Genomic DNA, 18,529 nt, shown 5'->3' on the forward strand with positions numbered 1-18,529 from the left:
ATCCGGTGTGCCGTCCCCGCCGGGATGGCCCGGCGGCGGGGTGAAGGCCGGGGCCGCGGGGGCCGCCGAGCCCGCGTAGCGGGCGCCTCCGGCGCGCCGGGCGCCGCGCAGCCACCGCCCCTCGGCCCGCCCGACCGGCGCTTCGGCCGGTGCAGGGGGCTCCGCCGCCGCGGCCGCTTCCTGCCCGGCGGGCTGTTCGGCCCGCGCCGTCCGCTGCCGGGGCACGCCGGGCAGCCACTTCGCGTCCTCCGGCCGGTCGGGCCACAGCCCGTCGGGGCCTGCCCGCAGGGCCCGCAGGCGCGCCGCCAGGTCCTCGTGCCGGGCCGCGGCGCGGGCCACGTCGTCCTGGGCCCAGGAGAGTTCCCGGGTGAGCAGGTCCGTCTCGGCCCGGTCGGTGGCCCCGCCGAGCCGCACCGTCAGGCTGCGCAGGGCCTCCTGCGACTCGGCCCGCTGGGCGATCGCCGCCGCGAGCAGGGTGCGCAGCTCCACCTCGCCGCCGGGCAGCCGGTCCCACACCGTGACGGCCGCGGCCCGCAGCTGGGCCGCGTATACGGTCTCGCGGGCCGCGAACTCCGCGCCGCGCGCTCCGGCGAGGTCCCGCAGCAGGGATTCCACCAGGTCCCACGGGGGCATTGCCGCCCCGTCGAGACAGGCCCGCAGGCCCTGCGGATCCCGGCGCAGGAACTCCCCGTACCAGCCTGCCCCGGGATCCAGCCTTTGCGTCAATCCCCGCAAGTATCCGGAGAGTTGACTGATCGCCAGTGAAGTCGCGGTCTCCATGGACCGCATTGGATCCCACCCGTGTTACGGGCGGGCTACGGGAATCTCAAAGCTTGACGGCGATCGCGGTGTGCGGGCGCTTGCCGCGGCGGGCCACCGTGGCGGGCACGTCCAGGACCCAGAACTGCCAGGTGTACTTGCGCGACATCAGCTTGCGCACCCGCCGCAGCCCCGCCTCGTCGAGCAGCCGGGCCTCGCCCTCCCACACCCGCGCCCCTTCCTCGACACGTCCGCGCAGGTCGCACGCGGTGACGGTGACCCGCCCGCTGTTGCGGATCCGCTTGACCTTCCACGTATCGGTGCGCGTCCACACGTAGAGCTCACCCCCGTCGGCCACGGCCCACACCGGTGTCGCCACGGGCGTGCCGTCCTTGCGGAAGGTGGTGAGACTGACGTACCGCGCTCTGCCGAGCTCTTCGAGATCCATACCGGCACCCTAGGGGGTGTCCCGCGGGCCGTGTCGGGCCGTGTCAGGACGGCGGGGTCTCTCCGTGGCTGACCGTCTCCCAGGCCACGAACAGCTCGTCCGTCCCGGCCGGCCGCGTCTTCTCGACCAGGGTGCGGGTGTACGGGAGTTTCGCGCCGGTCCGCGTCTCGTAGTGGTGCAGAGCCACCTCCAGGTCGGGTCCCATGGTCCGCTCCACCTTGCCGCCGCACAGCCACTTCGGGGCCTCGGCCCCGAGCTGGTACTTCGCGTGGAACTCCAGCGCGGTGCGCAGCCGGGCGGACTGCTCCCCGTACAGGTCGACGCCCTGGTGCCAGGCGGTCTCGGCGATGTGTGCGGACGCGGCGAGCGCGTAGCCGACGTGCATGAGGTTGCGGCAGGTCTCCTGGGCGATGCCGTCGACGTAGGTGCCCTGGTCGAACCAGTACGCCTTGACCTGGTCGGCGGTTTCGATGGCGGCGTAGGGCGGGGCCATCGGGCGCGGGCCGTCCATCCTGAGGTAGAAGTACGCCGGCACGCGCGCCCGGAAGCGTTCCAGGGACTCCCGGAAGACCGCCTGGTCCTCCAGGAAGACCGCGATGGAGACGGCGGCGTCGGTCATGGCCAGTTCCCAGTTGCCGTTGTAGGCGGGCACCTGGGCGCGGACGGCCGGCAGGTAGGCCCTCCGCAGCATCTCCTTGAACCGGGTGACCCGCGGTTCCTCCCAGTTCGGGTAGTCGGCGTGCACGATCTCGGCGGCCCGGGCCCAGCTGGATCCGGACCAGGCGGCCTGGAGTCCGGCGTTGTCCTCGCGGTGCTTCTTCATCACGGCCGACCATGCGTCCATGATCTGCACGGCCTTGCGGGCGTGGGCAGTCCTGCCGTTCACCGACCACAGCAGGGCGTGGGTGTAGGCGGCGATCGCGTCCTGCCGTTCGTCGAGGCAGGACTGGGGGCCGCTGTTGAAGGGGCAGGGCACGACGTCGGCCGGGTGCGGGGTGTAGTCGAGCGAGGCGTAGCGGGTTTTCAGGAGTGCCCGGTACGCCGAGAGCCACGGTTCCCTGCCGGCCGCGACCATCCGCTTCGCCTGCCGGAGCTGGTCGTGGCTGACGACGACGCCGGGATGGTGGAAGACCACGTCGCCGGGGCGGGGGCGGTCCTCGGGGGCGGCGCACGCCGCGAGCAGCAGGCCGCTCGCGAGGAGGGCGCCGACGACTGCGAAACCGACTCGCTTGGATGCGTTCATGGCTGACACGCCTTCACGCTTGCCCCGTGCTCCGGGCACCCCACCGCCGATTGGGCCGTTCGGCCGCCGGGCCCGCCCGAACGGCAGGCCCGGGCCGCCCCTTACGGATCAGGCGGGTACGACGGCGCAGCGCTGCAGCAGGTCGTCGAGCGAGAGCCCGAGCGCCGCGGCGAGGGCGGCGACCGTGAAGAAGGCGGGGGTGGGCGCGCGGCCGGTCTCGATCTTGCGCAGGGTCTCGGCGGAGAGCCCGGCGCCGGCCGCGACCTCGACCATGCTGCGGCTGCCGCGGGCCTCGCGCAACAGGACGCCGAGCCGCTCGCCGCGCTCGCGCTCTTCGGGTGTGAGGGGGGTACGGACCATGCCGTCATCCTACCCCGCACACCAATAAGTATCCCGTTATTGTTATACCGGTATAGTTATTGGCATGGTGAGACTGAAGACGGACCGAGAGATCGACGAGATGCGCGCCGCGGGCCGGGTGGTCGCCCGCGCCCTGGCGGCCGTACGGGAGGCCGCCGACGTGGGGGTGTCCCTGCTGGACCTGGACCGGGTGGCCCGCGAGGTGCTCCGCGAGGCCGGCGCCGCCTCGCCCTTCCTGGGCTACCGGCCGCAGTTCGCGCCGGTGCCCTTCCCCGCCGTGGTGTGCCTCTCGGTGAACGACGCGATCGTGCACGGCATCCCCGACGGGTACCGGCTGCGGAGCGGCGACCTGGTCAGCGTCGACTGCGGGGCCGTGCTCGGCGGCTGGGCCGGGGACGCGGCGGTCAGCTTCACCGTCGGCCGGGCCCGCCCCGCCGACCTCCGGCTGATCGAGACCTCCGAGGCGGCCCTCGCCGCCGGGATCGCCGCCGCCGTACCGGGCAACAGGATCGGCGACATCGCCCACGCCATCGGGACCACCTGCCGCGCCGCCGGGTACGGCGTCCCGGACGGCTTCGGCGGCCACGGCATCGGCCGCGCCATGCACGAGGACCCGGGCGTGCCCAACGAGGGCCCGCCGGGGCACGGCATGAAGCTGCGCCCCGGCCTGGTCCTCGCCATCGAGCCGATGCTGATCGCCGGCGGCATGGACGACTACGCCTGCGACCGGGACGGCTGGACCCTGCGCACCGTCGACGGCAGCCGGGCCGCCCACTCGGAGCACACGGTCGCGATCACCGCCGACGGCCCGCGGATCCTCACCGCCCTCTGACCGCCCCCCTACGGCTTCCCGTGCGGGTGGACCACCATCGCCGAGCCCCCGCCGCGGCGGCTGGTCTCGGCCGCCGCCAGCCAGCGCCCGTCCGGCAGCCGCTGCACACCGGTCGCCGCGCCGATCTCCGGGTTCTGCCGGAAGGCCTGGCCGATCGCCTCCAGCTCCGCGCGCAGCGGGCTGTTCCACAGACCCGGTTCCAGCTCGGTGGTGGTCTGGTTGCGCTGGCTGGCCCGCGGCGCGGCGATCGCGTCGACCAGCGGCAGCCCCCGGTCGAGGTGGCCGGTCAGGGTCTGCAGCACGGTGGTGATGATGGTGGCACCGCCCGGCGAGCCCATCGCGAGCACCGGGCGGCCGTCCTCCAGCACGATCGTCGGAGCCATCGAGGAGCGCGGCCGCTTGCCGGGGCCGGGCAGGTTCGGGTCCGGAACGCCCGGCGCGGCCGGGGCGAAGGAGAAGTCGGTGAGCTCGTTGTTGAGCAGGAAGCCGCGGCCCGGGACGGTGATCGCACTGCCGCCCGTGGACTCGATGGTCAGGGTGTAGGAGACCACGTTGCCCCAGCGGTCGGCGGCCGTCAGGTGCGTGGTGTTCTCCCCCTCGTACGTGGTCGGGGCGGCTTCGCCCGTGGTGGCGCAGGGCGCGGGGTGGCGCGGGTCACCGGGCGCGAGCGGGCTGGTCAGCGCACGGTCCGGCGAGATCAGGCAGGCGCGCGAGTCGGCGAACCGCTGCGAGAGCAGTTCGCGCGTCGGCACCTTCACCGCCGCCGGGTCGCCGACCCAGCGGCCCCGGTCGGCGAAGGAGATCCGCGAGGCCTCGATGAAGCGGTGCAGGTACTGCGCCTCGGAGAGCTTCGAGAGGTCGGTCCGCTCCAGGATGTTCAGCGCCTCGCCGACGGTCGTGCCGCCCGAGGAGGAGGGCGCCATGCTGTAGACGTCCAGGCCCCGGTAGCCCACCCGGGTCGGGTCCTGCCGCTTGGTCGCGTACGCGCGCAGGTCGCCGGTGGTCAGGTCGCCGGGGCGGACCTTGCGGGTGGCCGCCGGGCTCACCGGGGGTGTGCGGACGGTCCGGACGATGTCCTCGGCGATGGGCCCCCGGTAGAGGGCGCCGGTCCCCTTGCGGCCGAGTTCGGCGTAGGTGGCGGCCAGGTCGGGGTTCTTGAAGGTGGAGCCGACCACGGGCAGGGCGCCCCCCGGCAGGAAGAGCTTCGAGGTGTCCGGGAAGTCCTTGAAGCGGTCCTGGTTGAGCTCGGTCTGGGCCCGGAAGGTGGCGTCCACCGTGAAGCCGTCGCGGGCCAGCTTCTCGGCGGGCCGCAGCAGTTTGTCCAGCGGGCGTGTGCCCCAGGCGTCGAGGGCGCTCTTCCAGGTGGCGGGGGTGCCGGGCACGCCGACGCCGAGACCGCTGGTCTGGCCCTCCGCGAAGGGGATGGGCAGACCGTTCTCCTGGAACAGCCCCTCGGTGGCCGTGGCGGGTGCGGTCTCGCGGCCGTCGATGGTGTGCACCCGGCTCGATCGCGCGTCGTAGTAGACGAAGTAGCCGCCTCCGCCGATGCCCGCCGAGTAGGGCTCGGTCACCCCGAGGGCGGCGGCGGTGGCGATCGCCGCGTCCACGGCGTTGCCGCCGGAGCGCAGGACCGCGATGCCCACGGCGGAGGCGTCTGCATCGACGCTGGCGACCGCCCCGCCGTGACCGACGGCGACCGGCACCTTGGCCGGCGGGGCCGCGGCGGTGGGCGGGGCCGCCGCCCCCGTGGAGACGAGCGCCCCGGCGAGGGCGACGAGCGCTAACTGACGTGCGGCGGGACCACGCATCCGGTTCCTCCAGTCGACGGCCGGTCAGGCCTGGCTCGCGCAGCGTAACTTCACCGCACCCCCCGCGTCAGGAAGGCGGGGCGGCGGCTACCATCCGCCGCATGAACGACGACGTGCGCAACATCGTGCTCGGGGTGATAGCCACCGCCGTCAGCGGCGGGTTCGGCTGGTTCGCCCGGACCTATCTGTGGCGCCGTACGCTGCGCCGCAAGCAGGGGTTCTTCGGGCTGCCGGCCGGCGCCGAGTGCCTGTTCGTGGTCAACCGGCAGATGGGCGGCAAGGAGTCGTCGGTGCACCGCAACGACGCCTTCGCCCTGCTGGAGATATCCGCGCTGATCAAGGACTGCGGGGCCAACGTCCAGATCGTCACGCACGACGAGGCGCGTCAGGGCTTCGGCGACCGCGCCGAGTTCTGTGTCGGGGGCCCGACGTCCAACGCCCGTACGGTGGCGCACCTGGCCTCGATGCTGCCGGGGGTACGGGTGAACGTCGACACGCGGGAGAACGAGGACCGGGGCGCGATCCAGGTGGGCGGCGAGAGCTACCGGTGGGCCAAGGGGCGGGTGGAGTACGTGCTCCTGGCCAGGCTGACGGGCGCGCAGGGCGGCCGTCCCGTCTTCCTGCTCTCCGGGCAGACGGCGGTCAGCAACCAGGCTGCCGCCCGCTATCTGGCCCGCAACCACGAGAGGCTGGCCCGCAAGTACGGGAAGGATCCCTTCTGCCTGGTGCTGAAGGTGGTCAACTCCGACGCCTACGGCCCCGATGTGACCGAGCTGGCGGCCGATGTCACCCGGGCCGCCCTGACACCCGAACCGGCAGCCGCGTGATCCCGTTGATGAAGTTGGAGACCAGCCGCCGGGGCGGGCCCGCCAGTTCCGGCACGGGCATGGCCGCGCACCACTCCTCGTAGAGCGTGCGCAGCTGGAGCCGGGCGAAGTGGGCTCCGAGGCAGACGTGCGGGCCGTCCCCGAAGGAGACGTGCGGGTTGGGCGTGCGGGCCAGGTCGAGACGGCGGGGGTCGGCGAAGACGCGCTCGTCGTGGTTGGCGGAGGCGTGGAAGACCACGACCTTGTCCCCGGCGCGGATCGGCTGCCCGCCCAGTTCGGTGTCGACGGCGGCCGTGCGGCGGAAGCTGAGCACCGGCGGGTGGACGCGCAGGAGTTCGTCGACGGCCCGGTCGAGCGGGACGGAACCGGCCGCGAGCCGGCGGTAGGCGTCCGGGTCCTGCGCGAGGGCGAGCAGGCCGCCGGGGGCGGCGCTGCGCACGGTGTCGTTGCCGGCGACGGTGAGCAGGAAGAAGAACATCTCCAGTTCGGCCGGGTCGAGCCCGGCCTCGGCGAGGGCGGTCATCACGTCGTCGCCGGGGTGCGCGCGCTTGTGGGCGGCCAGTTCGCGGGCGTACGCGAACATCTCGCCGAGCAGGGCCGGGGAGCGCGGGTTGAGCGGTGTGCCGTCCGGGCCGAGGACGGGCGCCGGGACGTCGTCGGGGTCCTGGTAGCCGATGATCCGGACGGTCCACTCCAGCAGCAGGGCCCGGTCGGCGGCCGGCACGCCCAGCAGGTCGGTGAGGTTCAGCAGCGCGTATTCGTCGGTGACGGTGCGCACCAGGTCGGTGCAGCCGTCCTCGGCGCCCTCCCGGGCCGCGGCGAGCAGGGAGCGGGCGCGGTCCCGTACCCGCTGGGTGAAGGCGTCGACGCGGGCGGGGGTGAAGGCGCGGGACACGAGGCGCCGCAGCCTGCCGTGCTCCGGCGGGTCCTGGTTGAGCATGGTGCGGCGCAGGAAGGGCAGGTCGGCCGGGTCGGGGTCGCGGATCTGGGTGGCGCCCAGCCAGGAGGTGTACGTCCGGTGGTCGCGCAGGACCCGTACGACGTCGGCGTGCCGGGTGACCGCCCAGAAGCCGGGGCCTGCGGGCCAGCCCTGGATCTCCGGCTCCGCCTGCCGGGCCACGGGGTGCCGCTCGCGCAGGAGCCGGTAGCTGTCGTGCGGGATGCCGGAGGCGTAGATGCGGGGGTCGAAGACGTCGGGAACGTCCGCGGCGTGATCCATGGGGTCACCGTGACGGGTGCGCGGCCCGCCCGCAAGAGCGCGGGCGCAGCGGCTCGCGGACGGCGGCGCCCGTCAGCGCAGCACGTCGCATTCGGCGGGCGGGAGGGTGGTGTCGGTGCCCTGCAGGGTGACCGGGCTGAGGGTGTCCGCCACGGCGGAGATGCCGACGGTGCACACGAGTTGCTTGCGGGCCAGTGCCGACAGGTCACCCACGGCGAACGGCACCCGGACCGTCATGCCCCCGTCCCGCGTGTACGGGCTCACGGTCACCGCGTCCCCCTTGCCGGCGGGCAGTTTGGGCAGCGCCGTGGTGAGCCCGGCCTCTCCGGACCGGCCGCGGGGGCCCTCCAGCAGCAGGCGCACCAGCGCCGCGGGCGCGATGGTGTAGCCGTCGAACAGCGTGGACGGCGCCGGGACTAGCCGGTCGCCCTCCTTGGAGACGAAGTAGAGGACGGTGCTCTTGCCGGCCCCGGGGACCTTGACGGTGGCGGCGTGACCGCTCTCGATCACCCCGGTGCGTTTGATCCCGCATCCGGTGAGCAGCAGGGCGCAGCCCACCAGTACGGCCGTCGCCGCGGCGGCCCGGGATCTCGTCTTCCGCCCTGTCATACGCGGGCCTCCAGCGGCATGTCGAGGGTGAAGACCGCTCCCCCGGACGGCCCGTTGCCCGCGAGGAGGGTCCCGCCGTGCAGGCGGACGTTCTCCAGGGTGATCGCGAGCCCGAGGCCGCTGCCCGCGGAGCGGGTCCGGGCCGCGTCGGCCTTGAAGAAGCGGTCGAAGATGTGCGGCAGCACCTCGGGGGCGATGCCGGGGCCGCTGTCGGCGACGTCGATCAGCAGCCGTTCGCCGTTCTCGCCGGGCACGGTCCGTACGGTGACGCGTACGGGGGCGCCGCCGTGCCGCAGGGCGTTGCCGACGAGGTTGGCGAGGATCACGTCGAAGCGGCGCGGATCGAGCCGGGCGCGCACCCCGTCCGGCAGCTCGGTGACGATGCGGTCGTCGGTCCAGTGGCGGCGTTCCAGGGTCTTGCGGACGGCTTCGGCGATGTCCACGTCGTCGAGGTTGAGCTCGGCCGCCCGTGCGTCGAAGCGGGAGATCTCCATCAGGTCCTCGACGAGAACGGCGAGTTTGCCCGTCTCTGCGCTGACCAGGCGCAGGGCCTTGGCGGTGTCGGCGTCGAGGCGCTCGGCGTCCTCGTCGAGGACCTCGGTGACGGCGAGCATCCCGGCGAGGGGGGTGCGCAGTTCGTGGGAGACGTCGGAGGCGAAGCGGCGGGCCCGGGTCTCCGCGTCCTGGAGTTCGCGCACGGACTGCTCCAGGGCGCGGGCGGTCTCGTTGAAGGTGCGCGCGAGCCCGGCGAGTTCGTCGGCGCCCCGGACCTCGATACGGGTGTCGAGGCGGCCTCGGCCGAGGTGCTGGGCGGCCCGGCGCATGTCGCGGACCGGCCGCAGCACGCTGCGGGCGGCCAGCAGCGCGGGCACGACGGCGATGGCCAGCCCCGGGACGGCGCCCTGCTGGGCGGCGTCGACCATGGCCTCGACGGTCTGCTTCTCGGTGGAGAGCGGCACGCTGGCGAAGAAGACGGCCCCGGTGGCTTCGGTGTAGCCGTTGTGTTCGAAGAGGGCGGGGACGCCGATGGTGAGCCACGGGTTGCCGCGCTGGTCCTCGACCCGCTGGAAGGCGGTGTACTTGTTGCTGCGGACCTTTTCGCGCAGGCTGTCGGTGATCACACCGGAGGTGGGCGTGCCCGGGTTGGTGGAGACGCGCACGCTGCCGTACTCGCCGAAGACGATCCACGGGTGCGGCTTGCCGCGCTTGCCGAGCTCGATGACGATGCGCTGGAGCTCCGGCTGGTCCAGCGGAAGGGTGATCTCCTGCTGCTCGACCTGGTCCCGCAGGGTGCTGACGGCGGTGTCCTGGGTCTGTTTGAGGATCGCGTTGCGCGCCTGCTGGTAGGTGAGGGCGGCGGTGGTCACCGCGCTGATCGCGGCGACCAGCAGGAAGGCCGCGATCAGCCGGGTGCGCAGGCCCAGGGGCGCTATGCGTCGCACCGCGGCCTACAGGGGGCCGAAGCGGTAGCCGAAGCCGCGCACGGTCTGTATGTAGCGGGGGCTCGCGTCGGGGTCCTCGACCTTGTGGCGCAGCCGGCGGACGCAGGCGTCCACGAGCCGGGCGTCGGCGTGGTAGCTGTGGTCCCACACGTACTCGAGGAGTTGCTGGCGGGAGAAGACCTGCTCGGGCGAGGCCGACAGGTGCAGCAGGAGCTTGATCTCGCTGGGGGCGAGGGGGACGCGCTCGCCGTTCTTGGCGACGCTCAGCCCGGCGCGGTCGATGGTCAGTTCACCGTGGTGCTCGACCCCGGGGCGGGCGCCCACGGGGTCGCTGAGCCGGCGCAGTACGGCTTTGATGCGGGCCTCGATGACCTCGGTGCGGGCGGGTTTGACGATGTAGTCGTCGGCGCCGGCCTCGAGGCCGATGACGATGTCGAAGTCGTCGCCGCGCGCGGTGAGCATGATGATCGGCACCTGGCTGGTCTCGCGGATGCGGCGGCAGACCTGGACCCCGTTGATCCCCGGCAGCATCAGGTCGAGCAGGACGAGCTCGGGGCGGAAGCCGCCCATCAGGGCGAGCCCCTCTTCGCCGGTCTCGGCGGAGCTCACTTCGTGGCCGCGGCGGCGCAGGCCGAGGCCCACGCCCTCCCTGATGGAAGGGTCGTCCTCGATCAACAGTACGCGTGGCATCCGGTCAGTATCCCAAGGTGTTGCGTGGCCCTGTCTCTTCGCTAGCGGCCGCTCCTGCGCCGCAGGGAGTCCAGCAGGTCGGTGATCTCCGTCAGGCGCAGCGGCCCCGCGAGGAGTACGACGACCAGTGCCAGCGCCGTGGTTCCCGCCCCTACCGCGGCGAAGTCGCCGAAGCGGTCGGCGGCGCGGGCGGCGGCGTATCCGGCGACGGCGGCCGGGACGCAGGCGACCAGCAGCCGCAGGTGGGTCCGTACGGCGGTCGCGCGCCGTTCGGTACGGGTCCCCGCGCGCGGGCCGAGCCTGCGGGTGAGGGCGTAGGCGGTGACGGCGGCGCCCGCGAGGAAGGCGATGGAGGAGGCCGCGGCCATGCCGGTGACCACCCAGCGCGGGGACAGCAGGAAGTAGGCGGCGGCGGACAGTCCGGCGGTGAGCGCGGCGATGACCAGGTTGAGGAAGAAGGGGGTCCGGGTGTCGGAGAGGGCGTAGAAGCCGCGCGAGAGGACGTACTGCGCGGAGTAGGCGATCAGGCCGGGCGCGAAGGCGATGAGGATGCCCGCCATCACCTCGATGTCGGCGGCGCCGGTGCGGCCGTACTCGAAGACGCTGCCCATCACCCAGGGGGCGAGGGCGGCGAAGAGCGCGGCGGCGGGTACGACGAGGGCGGCGCTGGAGCGCAGGGCGTAGGAGATGTCGCGGCGCACGGCGCCGAGGTCGCCCTCGGTGGCGGCCGAGCTCATCCGCGGCATGAGGGCCGTCACGAGGGAGACGGTGATGATGCCCTGCGGGACGATCCACAGCTGGTAGGCGTTGCTGTAGGCGGTGTAGCCGGCACCGCCCGCGAGTCCGGCCTCCACGGCGTGCTGTCCGGTGGTGGTGGAGAGCCTGGTGACGACCCAGTAGGCGATCTGGTTGGTGAGGACGAGCATCACCAGCCAGCCCGCGTTGCGCAGCGGGCGGCCGAGGCCGCTGCCGCGCCAGTCGAAGCGGGGGCGCCAGCGGAAACGGGCGGCGCGCAGCGAGGGGACGAGGGCGAGGGCCTGGATGACGATGCCCAGGGTGGTGCCGAGGCCCAGGAGCCGGGTCTCGGCGGCGGTGAGGCCTGCCGCGGCGTCGTGGGAGAGGTGGAGGAAGAGCCCGAAGACGCCGATGATGACGAGGTTGTTGAGGACCGGGGTCCACATCATGGCGCCGAACCGGCCGCGGGCGTTCAGCACCTGTCCGAGCAGGGTGAAGAGCCCGTAGAAGAGGATCTGCGGCAGGCAGTACTGGACCAGGGCCACGGTGGTGCTCGCCTGGGCCCCGTCGTAGTCGGTGTACACCGAGACGATCAGCGGGGCGGCGAGGACCGCGACGGTGGTGAGCGCCACGAGGGCGGCGGTGCAGGCGGTGAGCAGCCGGTCGGTGTAGGCGGCTCCGCCGTCCGCGTGCTCCTTGGCGGCCCGGACGAGCTCGGGTACGAAGACGGCGTTGAGCGCGCCTCCGATGAGCAGCATGTAGATGATGTTCGGGACCGTGTTGGCGACGGCGTAGCTGTCGCCGAGGAGTCCGGTGCCCAGCGCCGCGACGACGACGGCGGAGCGGATGAAGCCGGTTGCGCGGGAGACGATCGAACCGGCCGCCATGAGGGCGCCGCTGCGCAGCACCGAGGTCTTCCCCGGTGTCGGGCCGCCGCCGTCCGGGGCGGCCGCCCTGCTGCCGGTGCCGGATTCGGCGTCGGTTTCGGCGCCGGTTTCGGTGTCGGTGGCCGTCACCGGCGGGCCAGGTATGCCTGGAACGCCTTGTAGAGCGCCGTGTTGGCGACTCCGTCCATCGGTATCTCCCACTCTCCGAGCGTCTCGACGACCTGTCCGCCGGTGCCGAGCTTCCAGCGCAGCAGCCCGAAAGAACGTTCGTCGGGGTCGAGGGTGGAGGGTACCCCGCGCATGTCGTACTCGTCCGCTCCGAGGGCGTGGGCGTCGCGCATCATGCGCCACTGCAGGGCGTTGCTGGGGCGCACTTCGCGCCGGTGGTCGGCGGAGGCTCCGGTCTGGTACCAGACCCGGTTGCCGGCGGAGATCATCGTGTGGGCGGCCAGGATCTCCCCCCGGTGGATGCCCAGGTAGAGCCGCATGCGGCCGGGCTGTTCCTCGTTCAGGACCCGGTACTGCTGCTCGTAGTACGCGAGGGAGCGGCCGAGCCGGAAGCCGTCGCGCTCCTCGGTGATGCGCAGCAGCCGGTAGAACTCGGGCAGGTCGGCGAAGGTGCCGATGACCGTCTCCACACCGGCCTTCGTGGCCTTGCGCACGTTGCGCCGCCATTCCTGGTTGAGGCCCGACCACACCTCGTCGAGGGTGCGGCCGGCCAGCGGCACGCGGAAGACGTGGCGGGGCTGTGCGTCGCCGTCGTCCTCGCCGCCGCACCGCTTCCACCCGCGGGTGCGCAGCCGGTCGGCGAGGGCGGCACCCACCGGGTCGACCTCGGTGGCGAGCACGTCGGAGATCTGCCGTCCGGGCCCGGTCGCGGCCTTGGCGGTGGCCGCGTCCCAGCGGCGGTAGGCGGGGGTGGGACCGATGCGGACGGCGAAGGCGCCGGAGGCGCGCAGGTGGCGCAGGAGCGGCTTCAGCCAGCGGTCGATGTGCGGATCGGACCAGTCGACGACTGGCCCTTCGGGGAGATAGGCGAAGTATTTACGGGTGCCGGGGAATTGCCGGTAGAGAACGAGCCCGGCTCCCTGAATCTCGCCGTCCGGATAGTGCCATCCGACCCTTTCCGAGCGCCAGAGGTCCTTTACCCGGGCCCAGGAGGGGTACTGGAGAAAGCTCGCGCCTCCGTGCCAGTGGAGGAAGGTCTGGTATTCGGTGACGGACAGGGCGCGCACCCGCAGCTCCCCGTCCTGGTCATGGTCCTGCTGGGCGGGGTTCACGAGCAGTGCACACACGGCCGGCGACCTTCCTGTTCGTACTGACGGTCTCTCACAGGACTCTCACAGCCGACCGTGACCGAAGTGCGCAACGTTTGTGACCGAATGATGACCGTTTCGCTGCGGTCGACGTCACAAGAGATGGCACGAGCTTTTCTGCCGAATGCGGAACCTAAAGTCGCCTCGTTCGCATCTCCTTTTGCGGACGTTCACCGCCACCACCACTCGAAGGGGCCCTTCGTTGAGCCGTATACGCCGCACCGCCATGGCGGGCACCGCACTTCTGGCCGCCTCGCTCACCGCCTGTTCGGGCGGGAGCGACGGTGGCGGCGACGACAAGGGCAAGGCCGAGCTGAAGCCGAAGGCGCCCATGGCGGTCGCGGTGAACCTCACGGGCGATCAGGTCAAGGCGGGCCAGCCGGTGACGGTGACCGTCGCCGAGGGCAAGCTGGCCCAGGTGAAGGTGACCGACGCCAAGGGCGCGGAGCTGCCGGGGAAGATATCCGACGACGGCAGGACCTGGACCTCGGAGCGCAACGCCCCGCCCGGCGCGGAGTACAAGGTCGAGGCGCAGAACACCGAGAGCCAGAGCGCCACCACGCAGTTCAAGACCGGACCCGCCGACAAGGTGAACAAGGTCTCGATCAACATCTCCAAGGGCAGCTCGGTGGGCGTGGCAATGCCCGTGTCGCTCGTCTTCGACAACCCGGTGACGAACAAGGCCGAGGTCGAGAAGCAGCTCAAGGTCACCACCTCGGACAACACCGAGGGCTCCTGGGGCTGGATCAAGGATCACGACGGCAAGGACCGCGTCGACTGGCGGCCCAAGGACTACTGGAAGTCCGGCACGGACGTGAAGGTCGACATGCACCTGAACGGCGTGGACTCCGGCAAGGGCGGCGGGCTGTTCGCCCGGGACTACAACACCGAGTTCAAGATCGGCAAGGACCGCCGGGTCCAGGTCAGCCTCGACACCAAGAAGATGTCGGTGACCCAGGACGGCCAGGCGCTCAGGACGATCCCGATCTCGGCCGGCACTCCCGGCGGCAAGAAGGCCTCCTGGTCCGGGAAGATGGTGATCATGACGAAGGAGGGCACCATCCGGATGGACTCCCAGACGGTGGGCCTGGACAACGCCTACGACAAGATGGTCGATTACTCGATGCGGCTGACCTGGTCCGGCATGTACGCGCACGCCGCCCCGTGGAACGCCGGCAACTTCGGCCGCACCAACAGCAGCTCCGGCTGCGTGGGGATGAGCGACGCCGACGCCAAGGAGTTCTTCGGCCAGTCCCAGGTCGGCGACCTCTTCGAGGTGGTCGGCGAGGGCTCGAAGGGCCAGGCGCCGATCGGCAACGGCTACGGCGAGTGGAATCTGTCGTGGGACGAGTGGAAGACCAAGAGCGCCCTGTCCGGCGCCCCGCAGAACGGCTGACGGCCGGCCTGCGGCCGTCCACCGCAATCATCCAATCGTTACCAGTGCGTAACTTACTCATGGGTTACTTTCGGTAACACGCTCCCGTTACCGTCGGGTCACTTTGATAATCCCGGCGCACGCGCGAGGAGCGACAGATGCAACGCACCACCACCGCCGCGACCGTGGCGACCCTTCTGGCGGCAGCCGTCCTGGGCCTGGCCCCCCATCAGGCCCAGGCGGCTCCCGTCACCACCGCGGCAACAGCAGCCGACGCCTCCTCGCAGGTGCGCTTCCACGACATCCCGGGTTCCGGCGGCATCACCCTCAAGGGCAACGTCTTCACCCCGGCCGGCGCCGAGAGCGGCCGGAAGTACCCGCTGATCGTGCTGCCCACCAGCTGGGGCCTGCCGCAGATCGAATACATCGCCCAGGCCAAGAAGCTCGCCGACTCCGGCTACATCGTGGTCAGTTACACCTCGCGCGGCTTCTGGCTCTCCGGCGGCAACATCGAGGTCGCCGGCCCGCCGGACATCGCCGACGTCAGCGCCGTCATCGACTGGGCCCTCGCCAACTCCCCCGCCGACGCGGACCGCATCGGCCTCGGCGGGGTCTCGTACGCCGCCGGCATCACCCTGCTGGCCTCCGCCCACGACCCGCGCGTCAAGGCCGTGGTCGCGATGAGCGGCTGGGCCGACCTCATCGAGTCCATCTACTCCGGCCGCACCCAGCACCTCCAGGCCGCCGCGATGCTCGGCGCCGCCGGATACCTCACCGGCCGCCCCGGACCCGAACTCCAGACGCTCCTCGGCAACTTCCTCGGCTCCCGGCTGGACCAGGAGCAGCAGATGATCGAGTGGGGCAAGAAGCGATCGGCCTCCGAGCAGGTGGACCGGATCAACGCCAACGGCGCCGCCATCATGCTCGGCAACGCCTGGGGCGACACCATCTTCCCGCCCAACCAGTACGCGAAGTTCTACGAGCGGCTGACCGGCCCCAAGCGGCTGGAGTTCCGGCCCGGGGACCACGCAACCGCCGAGGGGACCGGCCTGCTGGGCCTGCCCAACGACACCTGGACCAGCGCGCACCGCTGGTTCGACCGCTACCTCAAGGGCGAGCGCAACGGCATCGACGCCGAGGCCCCGGTGCAGATCAAGTCCCGCAGCAACGACGGGTACGAGGGCTACGCCGACTGGAAGTCGGTCGGCTCCGGCGGCACCGAGAAGCTCGCGCTCTCCGACAGCGAGCACCTCTTCGCCAATGTCGACTCCGGCGCCAACGGCGGCATCCTCCTCCTCTCCAGCGCCCTCGACCAGTTCGTGAAGGCGCCGCCGATCGCCTCCGTCCCGCTCCTTCCCCGGGCCTTCGCCGCCGTCTGGCAGTCGGGGCGCTACGACGAGGACCGCCGCGTGCGCGGCACCGTGAAGCTGCACACCACCGTCACGCCCACCAAGACCGACGGCACCTTCGTCGCCTACCTCTACGACGTCGGCCCGCTCGGCATCGGCAAGTTGATCACCAACGCCCCGTACACCTTCCACGGGAAGGCTCCGGGCCGGGCCTTCGGCGTGGACCTGGAGCTGTTCTCCACCGCCTACGACGTCCCCGCGGGCCACCGGCTCGCCCTGGTCGTCGACACCGTCGACCCGCTCTACATCGAGCACAACCCCACGGGGGCGCAGCTGACCTTCTCCTCGCCGCGCACCGACCCCAGTTACGTGTCGGTGCCGCTGCGCGAGCAGTGACGCACGGCTGCTGCCGGGTCCGCCCGGCAGCGGCCGCCCGCTGCCGTCAGTGCTTGAGGATCTTGGAGAGGAAGTCCTTGGCCCGGTCGCTCTCGGGGGCGGTGAAGAACTGCTCCGGGGTGCGGTCCTCGATGATCTGCCCGTCGGCCATGAAGACCACGCGGTTCGCGGCGGACCGGGCGAAGCCCATCTCGTGGGTGACCACCACCATGGTCATGCCCTCGCGCGCGAGCTGCTGCATGACCTCCAGCACCTCGTTGATCATCTCCGGGTCGAGCGCGGAGGTGGGCTCGTCGAAGAGCAGGGCCTTGGGGTCCATGGCGAGGGCACGGGCGATGGCCACGCGCTGCTGCTGACCGCCGGACAGCTGGGCCGGGAACTTGGCGGCCTGGTCGGCGAGGCCCACCCGCTCCAGGAGTTCCCGGGAGCGCCGGTCGGCGTCGGCCCGCTTGCGCCCCCGGACCTTGACCTGCGCGAGCGAGACGTTGGCGAGGACGGTCTTGTGCGCGAAGAGGTTGAAGGACTGGAAGACCATCCCCACCTCGGCGCGCAGCCGGGCCAGCTCCTTGCCCTCGGCGGGCAGCGGCTCACCGTCGAGCAGGATCCTGCCCGACTCGACGCTCTCCAGCCGGTTGATCACCCGGCACAGGGTGGATTTCCCGGAACCGGAGGGGCCGATGACCACCACCACCTCCCCGCGGCCGACGGTGAGGCTGATGTCCCGCAGTACGTGCAGGGCTCCGAAGTGCTTGTTGACGTCATGCAGCTCGATCAACGGTTCGACGGCCATGTGCTGCCCTGCCCACTTGTCGGTGAAGCTGTGTCCGGGTGTCCGGGTGTCCAGCGCAAACTATCCGGCCGCGGAAGGGCACTTCGCACGGTACGGGGGCTGCGACACGCCGGGGCACCGGCCGCGTCAGCCCTCGGATGCCTCCGCGTACGCCTGGCTCAGCTCGGGTGATCCGGTCACCGCCCAGGACACCCCCGACTCGATCACGTTCAGCTCCCGGCCCGAGGCCAGCCGGATCACCGGCTGGCCGTTGGGCCACACCCGCCAGCCGGCTCCCGGGATGGTCCGGATGATCACGGTCCCGAGGTAGAAGCCGGCGTCGTTGCCGAGCCAGGGCACCACCTCGGGGTCCCGCCGCCAGCGCGGCATGAGCTGGTCGAGGGCCTCCAACGAGGCCCCGGTCTCATCGAGTTCGAGCCCGGCCGCCCGTGCCTGGCTGCGCAGCATCTCGCACTCCGAGAACAACTCGGCGACACCCTCGGGGTCGTCGGCGAAGGCGGCGGCGAGTCCCGTGCCCTGTTCCGTTTCGCGTCGGTTCAGCCAGTTGGCCAGGAAAGGGATGTTCATACCGCCCAGCGTCGCACCAGGATCCGCCGCTGGCCACAGGGCGCGCCTGGATCCGCCGGCCCGGATGGCTACCGGCCGAGATCCAGGTCCACGACCACGGGTGCGTGGTCGGACGCGCCCTTGCCCTTGCGCTCCTCGCGGTCGACGTAGGAGTCGATGACGGCCTTGGTGAAGGGCTCGTTCCCGTAGACCAGGTCGATGCGCATGCCCTTGTTCTTGGGGAAGGCGAGCATCCGGTAGTCCCAGAAGGTGTACGGCCGGTCGTACTTCAGTGCGCGCGGGAACACGTCCGAGAGGCCGGCCGCGCGCAGCGCCTCCAGGGCGGCCCGCTCGGCGGGGGTGACGTGGGTGAGGCCCGCGAAGACGGCCGGGTCGTAGACGTCCTCGTCGGTCGGGGCCACATTGAAGTCGCCGAGCACCGCGAAGGGGCGCGGACCCGCCGCGTCCTCGGCGACGGCCGTGGCCAGGGAGCGGAACCACTCCAGCTTGTAGCCGTAGTGGTCGTGCTCGACCTCGCGGCCGTTGGGCACGTACACCGACCAGACCCGCACGCCGCCGCAGGTGGCGGAGATCGCGCGGGGCTCCTGGACGCCCTCGTAGTCGGGCCCGCCGGGCAGCCCCGGGGTCACGTCCTCCAGGCCGACCTTGGAGAGCAGGGCCACGCCGTTCCAGCGGCCGGTGGCGTTGACCGCCGATTCGTAGCCCAGCTCGCGCAGCTCGGCGTGCGGGAACTGCTCCGCCGAGCACTTGGTCTCCTGGATGCACAGGACATCCGTGCCGGAGCTCTCCAGCCAGGCCAGCAGGCGCGGCAGCCGGGCGGTGATGGAGTTGACGTTGTAGGTGGCGATACGCATACGTGCCAACCTACCGCCCGGCA

The 18,529-nt window shown here is 71.9% G+C and carries 17 protein-coding genes and 1 pseudogene; 4 read left to right on the forward strand and 14 right to left on the reverse strand.

Annotated features, from left to right (window positions below):
• The 4 genes and pseudogenes from ACWGE1_RS19340 to ACWGE1_RS19355 form a co-directional block, all read right to left on the reverse strand.
• A pseudogene (locus ACWGE1_RS19340) lies at positions 1 to 726 on the reverse strand (hypothetical protein); the annotation flags it as partial.
• Positions 727 to 826: 100 nt separating this feature from the next.
• Positions 827 to 1,207: a PPOX class F420-dependent oxidoreductase gene (locus ACWGE1_RS19345; protein ID WP_453421706.1), complete on the reverse strand. Its 381-nt coding sequence runs from the start codon at positions 1,205 to 1,207 to the stop codon at positions 827 to 829.
• 43 nt (positions 1,208 to 1,250) lie between these two features.
• Positions 1,251 to 2,450, reverse strand: coding sequence for an alginate lyase family protein (locus ACWGE1_RS19350; RefSeq protein ID WP_453421707.1), 1,200 nt, complete (start codon positions 2,448 to 2,450; stop codon positions 1,251 to 1,253).
• Between the two features lie 108 nt (positions 2,451 to 2,558).
• Positions 2,559 to 2,810, reverse strand: coding sequence for a helix-turn-helix domain-containing protein (locus ACWGE1_RS19355; protein ID WP_453421708.1), 252 nt, complete (start codon positions 2,808 to 2,810; stop codon positions 2,559 to 2,561).
• Between the two features lie 64 nt (positions 2,811 to 2,874).
• Here ACWGE1_RS19355 and map point away from each other — a divergent pair, with 64 nt between their 5' ends.
• Positions 2,875 to 3,642: a type I methionyl aminopeptidase gene (map, locus tag ACWGE1_RS19360; RefSeq protein ID WP_453421709.1), complete on the forward strand. Its 768-nt coding sequence runs from the start codon at positions 2,875 to 2,877 to the stop codon at positions 3,640 to 3,642.
• A gap of 8 nt (positions 3,643 to 3,650) precedes the next feature.
• On the opposite strand, the gene ggt is transcribed toward map, so the two are convergent.
• On the reverse strand, positions 3,651 to 5,450 hold the full coding sequence (gene ggt, locus ACWGE1_RS19365; RefSeq protein ID WP_453421710.1) for a gamma-glutamyltransferase: 1,800 nt from the start codon (positions 5,448 to 5,450) through the stop codon (positions 3,651 to 3,653).
• Between the two features lie 101 nt (positions 5,451 to 5,551).
• Here ggt and ACWGE1_RS19370 point away from each other — a divergent pair, with 101 nt between their 5' ends.
• Entirely contained in the window at positions 5,552 to 6,277 is a 726-nt protein-coding gene (locus ACWGE1_RS19370) for a hypothetical protein (RefSeq protein WP_453421711.1), read from the forward strand.
• Here the strand turns inward: ACWGE1_RS19370 and ACWGE1_RS19375 are convergent.
• From ACWGE1_RS19375 to ACWGE1_RS19400, 6 genes are all read right to left on the reverse strand, one after another.
• The gene (locus tag ACWGE1_RS19375; RefSeq protein WP_453421712.1) at positions 6,237 to 7,496 is read right to left on the reverse strand and encodes a cytochrome P450; all 1,260 of its coding nucleotides are present in this window, start codon (positions 7,494 to 7,496) and stop codon (positions 6,237 to 6,239) included. The genes ACWGE1_RS19370 and ACWGE1_RS19375 overlap by 41 nt on opposite strands.
• A gap of 72 nt (positions 7,497 to 7,568) precedes the next feature.
• Positions 7,569 to 8,105: a GerMN domain-containing protein gene (locus ACWGE1_RS19380; RefSeq protein WP_453421713.1), complete on the reverse strand. Its 537-nt coding sequence runs from the start codon at positions 8,103 to 8,105 to the stop codon at positions 7,569 to 7,571.
• The gene (locus tag ACWGE1_RS19385) at positions 8,102 to 9,547 is read right to left on the reverse strand and encodes an ATP-binding protein (protein ID WP_453421714.1); all 1,446 of its coding nucleotides are present in this window, start codon (positions 9,545 to 9,547) and stop codon (positions 8,102 to 8,104) included. The genes ACWGE1_RS19380 and ACWGE1_RS19385 overlap by 4 nt, the downstream gene beginning before the upstream one ends.
• A gap of 6 nt (positions 9,548 to 9,553) precedes the next feature.
• Positions 9,554 to 10,237, reverse strand: a complete 684-nt coding sequence (locus ACWGE1_RS19390; RefSeq protein WP_453421715.1) for a response regulator — start codon at positions 10,235 to 10,237, stop codon at positions 9,554 to 9,556.
• Positions 10,238 to 10,278: 41 nt separating this feature from the next.
• Entirely contained in the window at positions 10,279 to 11,988 is a 1,710-nt protein-coding gene (murJ, locus tag ACWGE1_RS19395; RefSeq protein ID WP_453421716.1) for a murein biosynthesis integral membrane protein MurJ, read from the reverse strand.
• Positions 11,985 to 13,100, reverse strand: coding sequence for a lipid II:glycine glycyltransferase FemX (locus tag ACWGE1_RS19400; protein WP_453421734.1), 1,116 nt, complete (start codon positions 13,098 to 13,100; stop codon positions 11,985 to 11,987). The genes murJ and ACWGE1_RS19400 overlap by 4 nt, the downstream gene beginning before the upstream one ends.
• Positions 13,101 to 13,401: 301 nt before the next feature.
• Here ACWGE1_RS19400 and ACWGE1_RS19405 point away from each other — a divergent pair, with 301 nt between their 5' ends.
• Together ACWGE1_RS19405 and ACWGE1_RS19410 are read left to right on the forward strand one after the other, a co-directional pair.
• Positions 13,402 to 14,571, forward strand: a complete 1,170-nt coding sequence (locus ACWGE1_RS19405; RefSeq protein ID WP_453421735.1) for an Ig-like domain-containing protein — start codon at positions 13,402 to 13,404, stop codon at positions 14,569 to 14,571.
• 137 nt (positions 14,572 to 14,708) lie between these two features.
• Positions 14,709 to 16,295 carry a CocE/NonD family hydrolase gene (locus ACWGE1_RS19410; RefSeq protein WP_453421717.1) on the forward strand — a complete coding sequence of 529 codons (1,587 nt, stop codon included), beginning with the start codon at positions 14,709 to 14,711 and terminating at the stop codon, positions 16,293 to 16,295.
• Positions 16,296 to 16,341: 46 nt separating this feature from the next.
• On the opposite strand, the gene ACWGE1_RS19415 is transcribed toward ACWGE1_RS19410, so the two are convergent.
• The 3 genes from ACWGE1_RS19415 to ACWGE1_RS19425 form a co-directional block, all read right to left on the reverse strand.
• Positions 16,342 to 17,085, reverse strand: a complete 744-nt coding sequence (locus tag ACWGE1_RS19415; RefSeq protein ID WP_453421718.1) for an amino acid ABC transporter ATP-binding protein — start codon at positions 17,083 to 17,085, stop codon at positions 16,342 to 16,344.
• Between the two features lie 126 nt (positions 17,086 to 17,211).
• Positions 17,212 to 17,652, reverse strand: a complete 441-nt coding sequence (locus tag ACWGE1_RS19420) for a DUF6278 family protein (protein ID WP_453421719.1) — start codon at positions 17,650 to 17,652, stop codon at positions 17,212 to 17,214.
• Between the two features lie 68 nt (positions 17,653 to 17,720).
• Positions 17,721 to 18,506 (reverse strand): exodeoxyribonuclease III, encoded by a 786-nt coding sequence (locus ACWGE1_RS19425; protein WP_453421720.1) that lies wholly within the window; start codon positions 18,504 to 18,506, stop codon positions 17,721 to 17,723.
• Positions 18,507 to 18,529 lie beyond the last annotated feature (23 nt).

This window comes from Streptomyces sp. NPDC054932 (assembly GCF_053610205.1).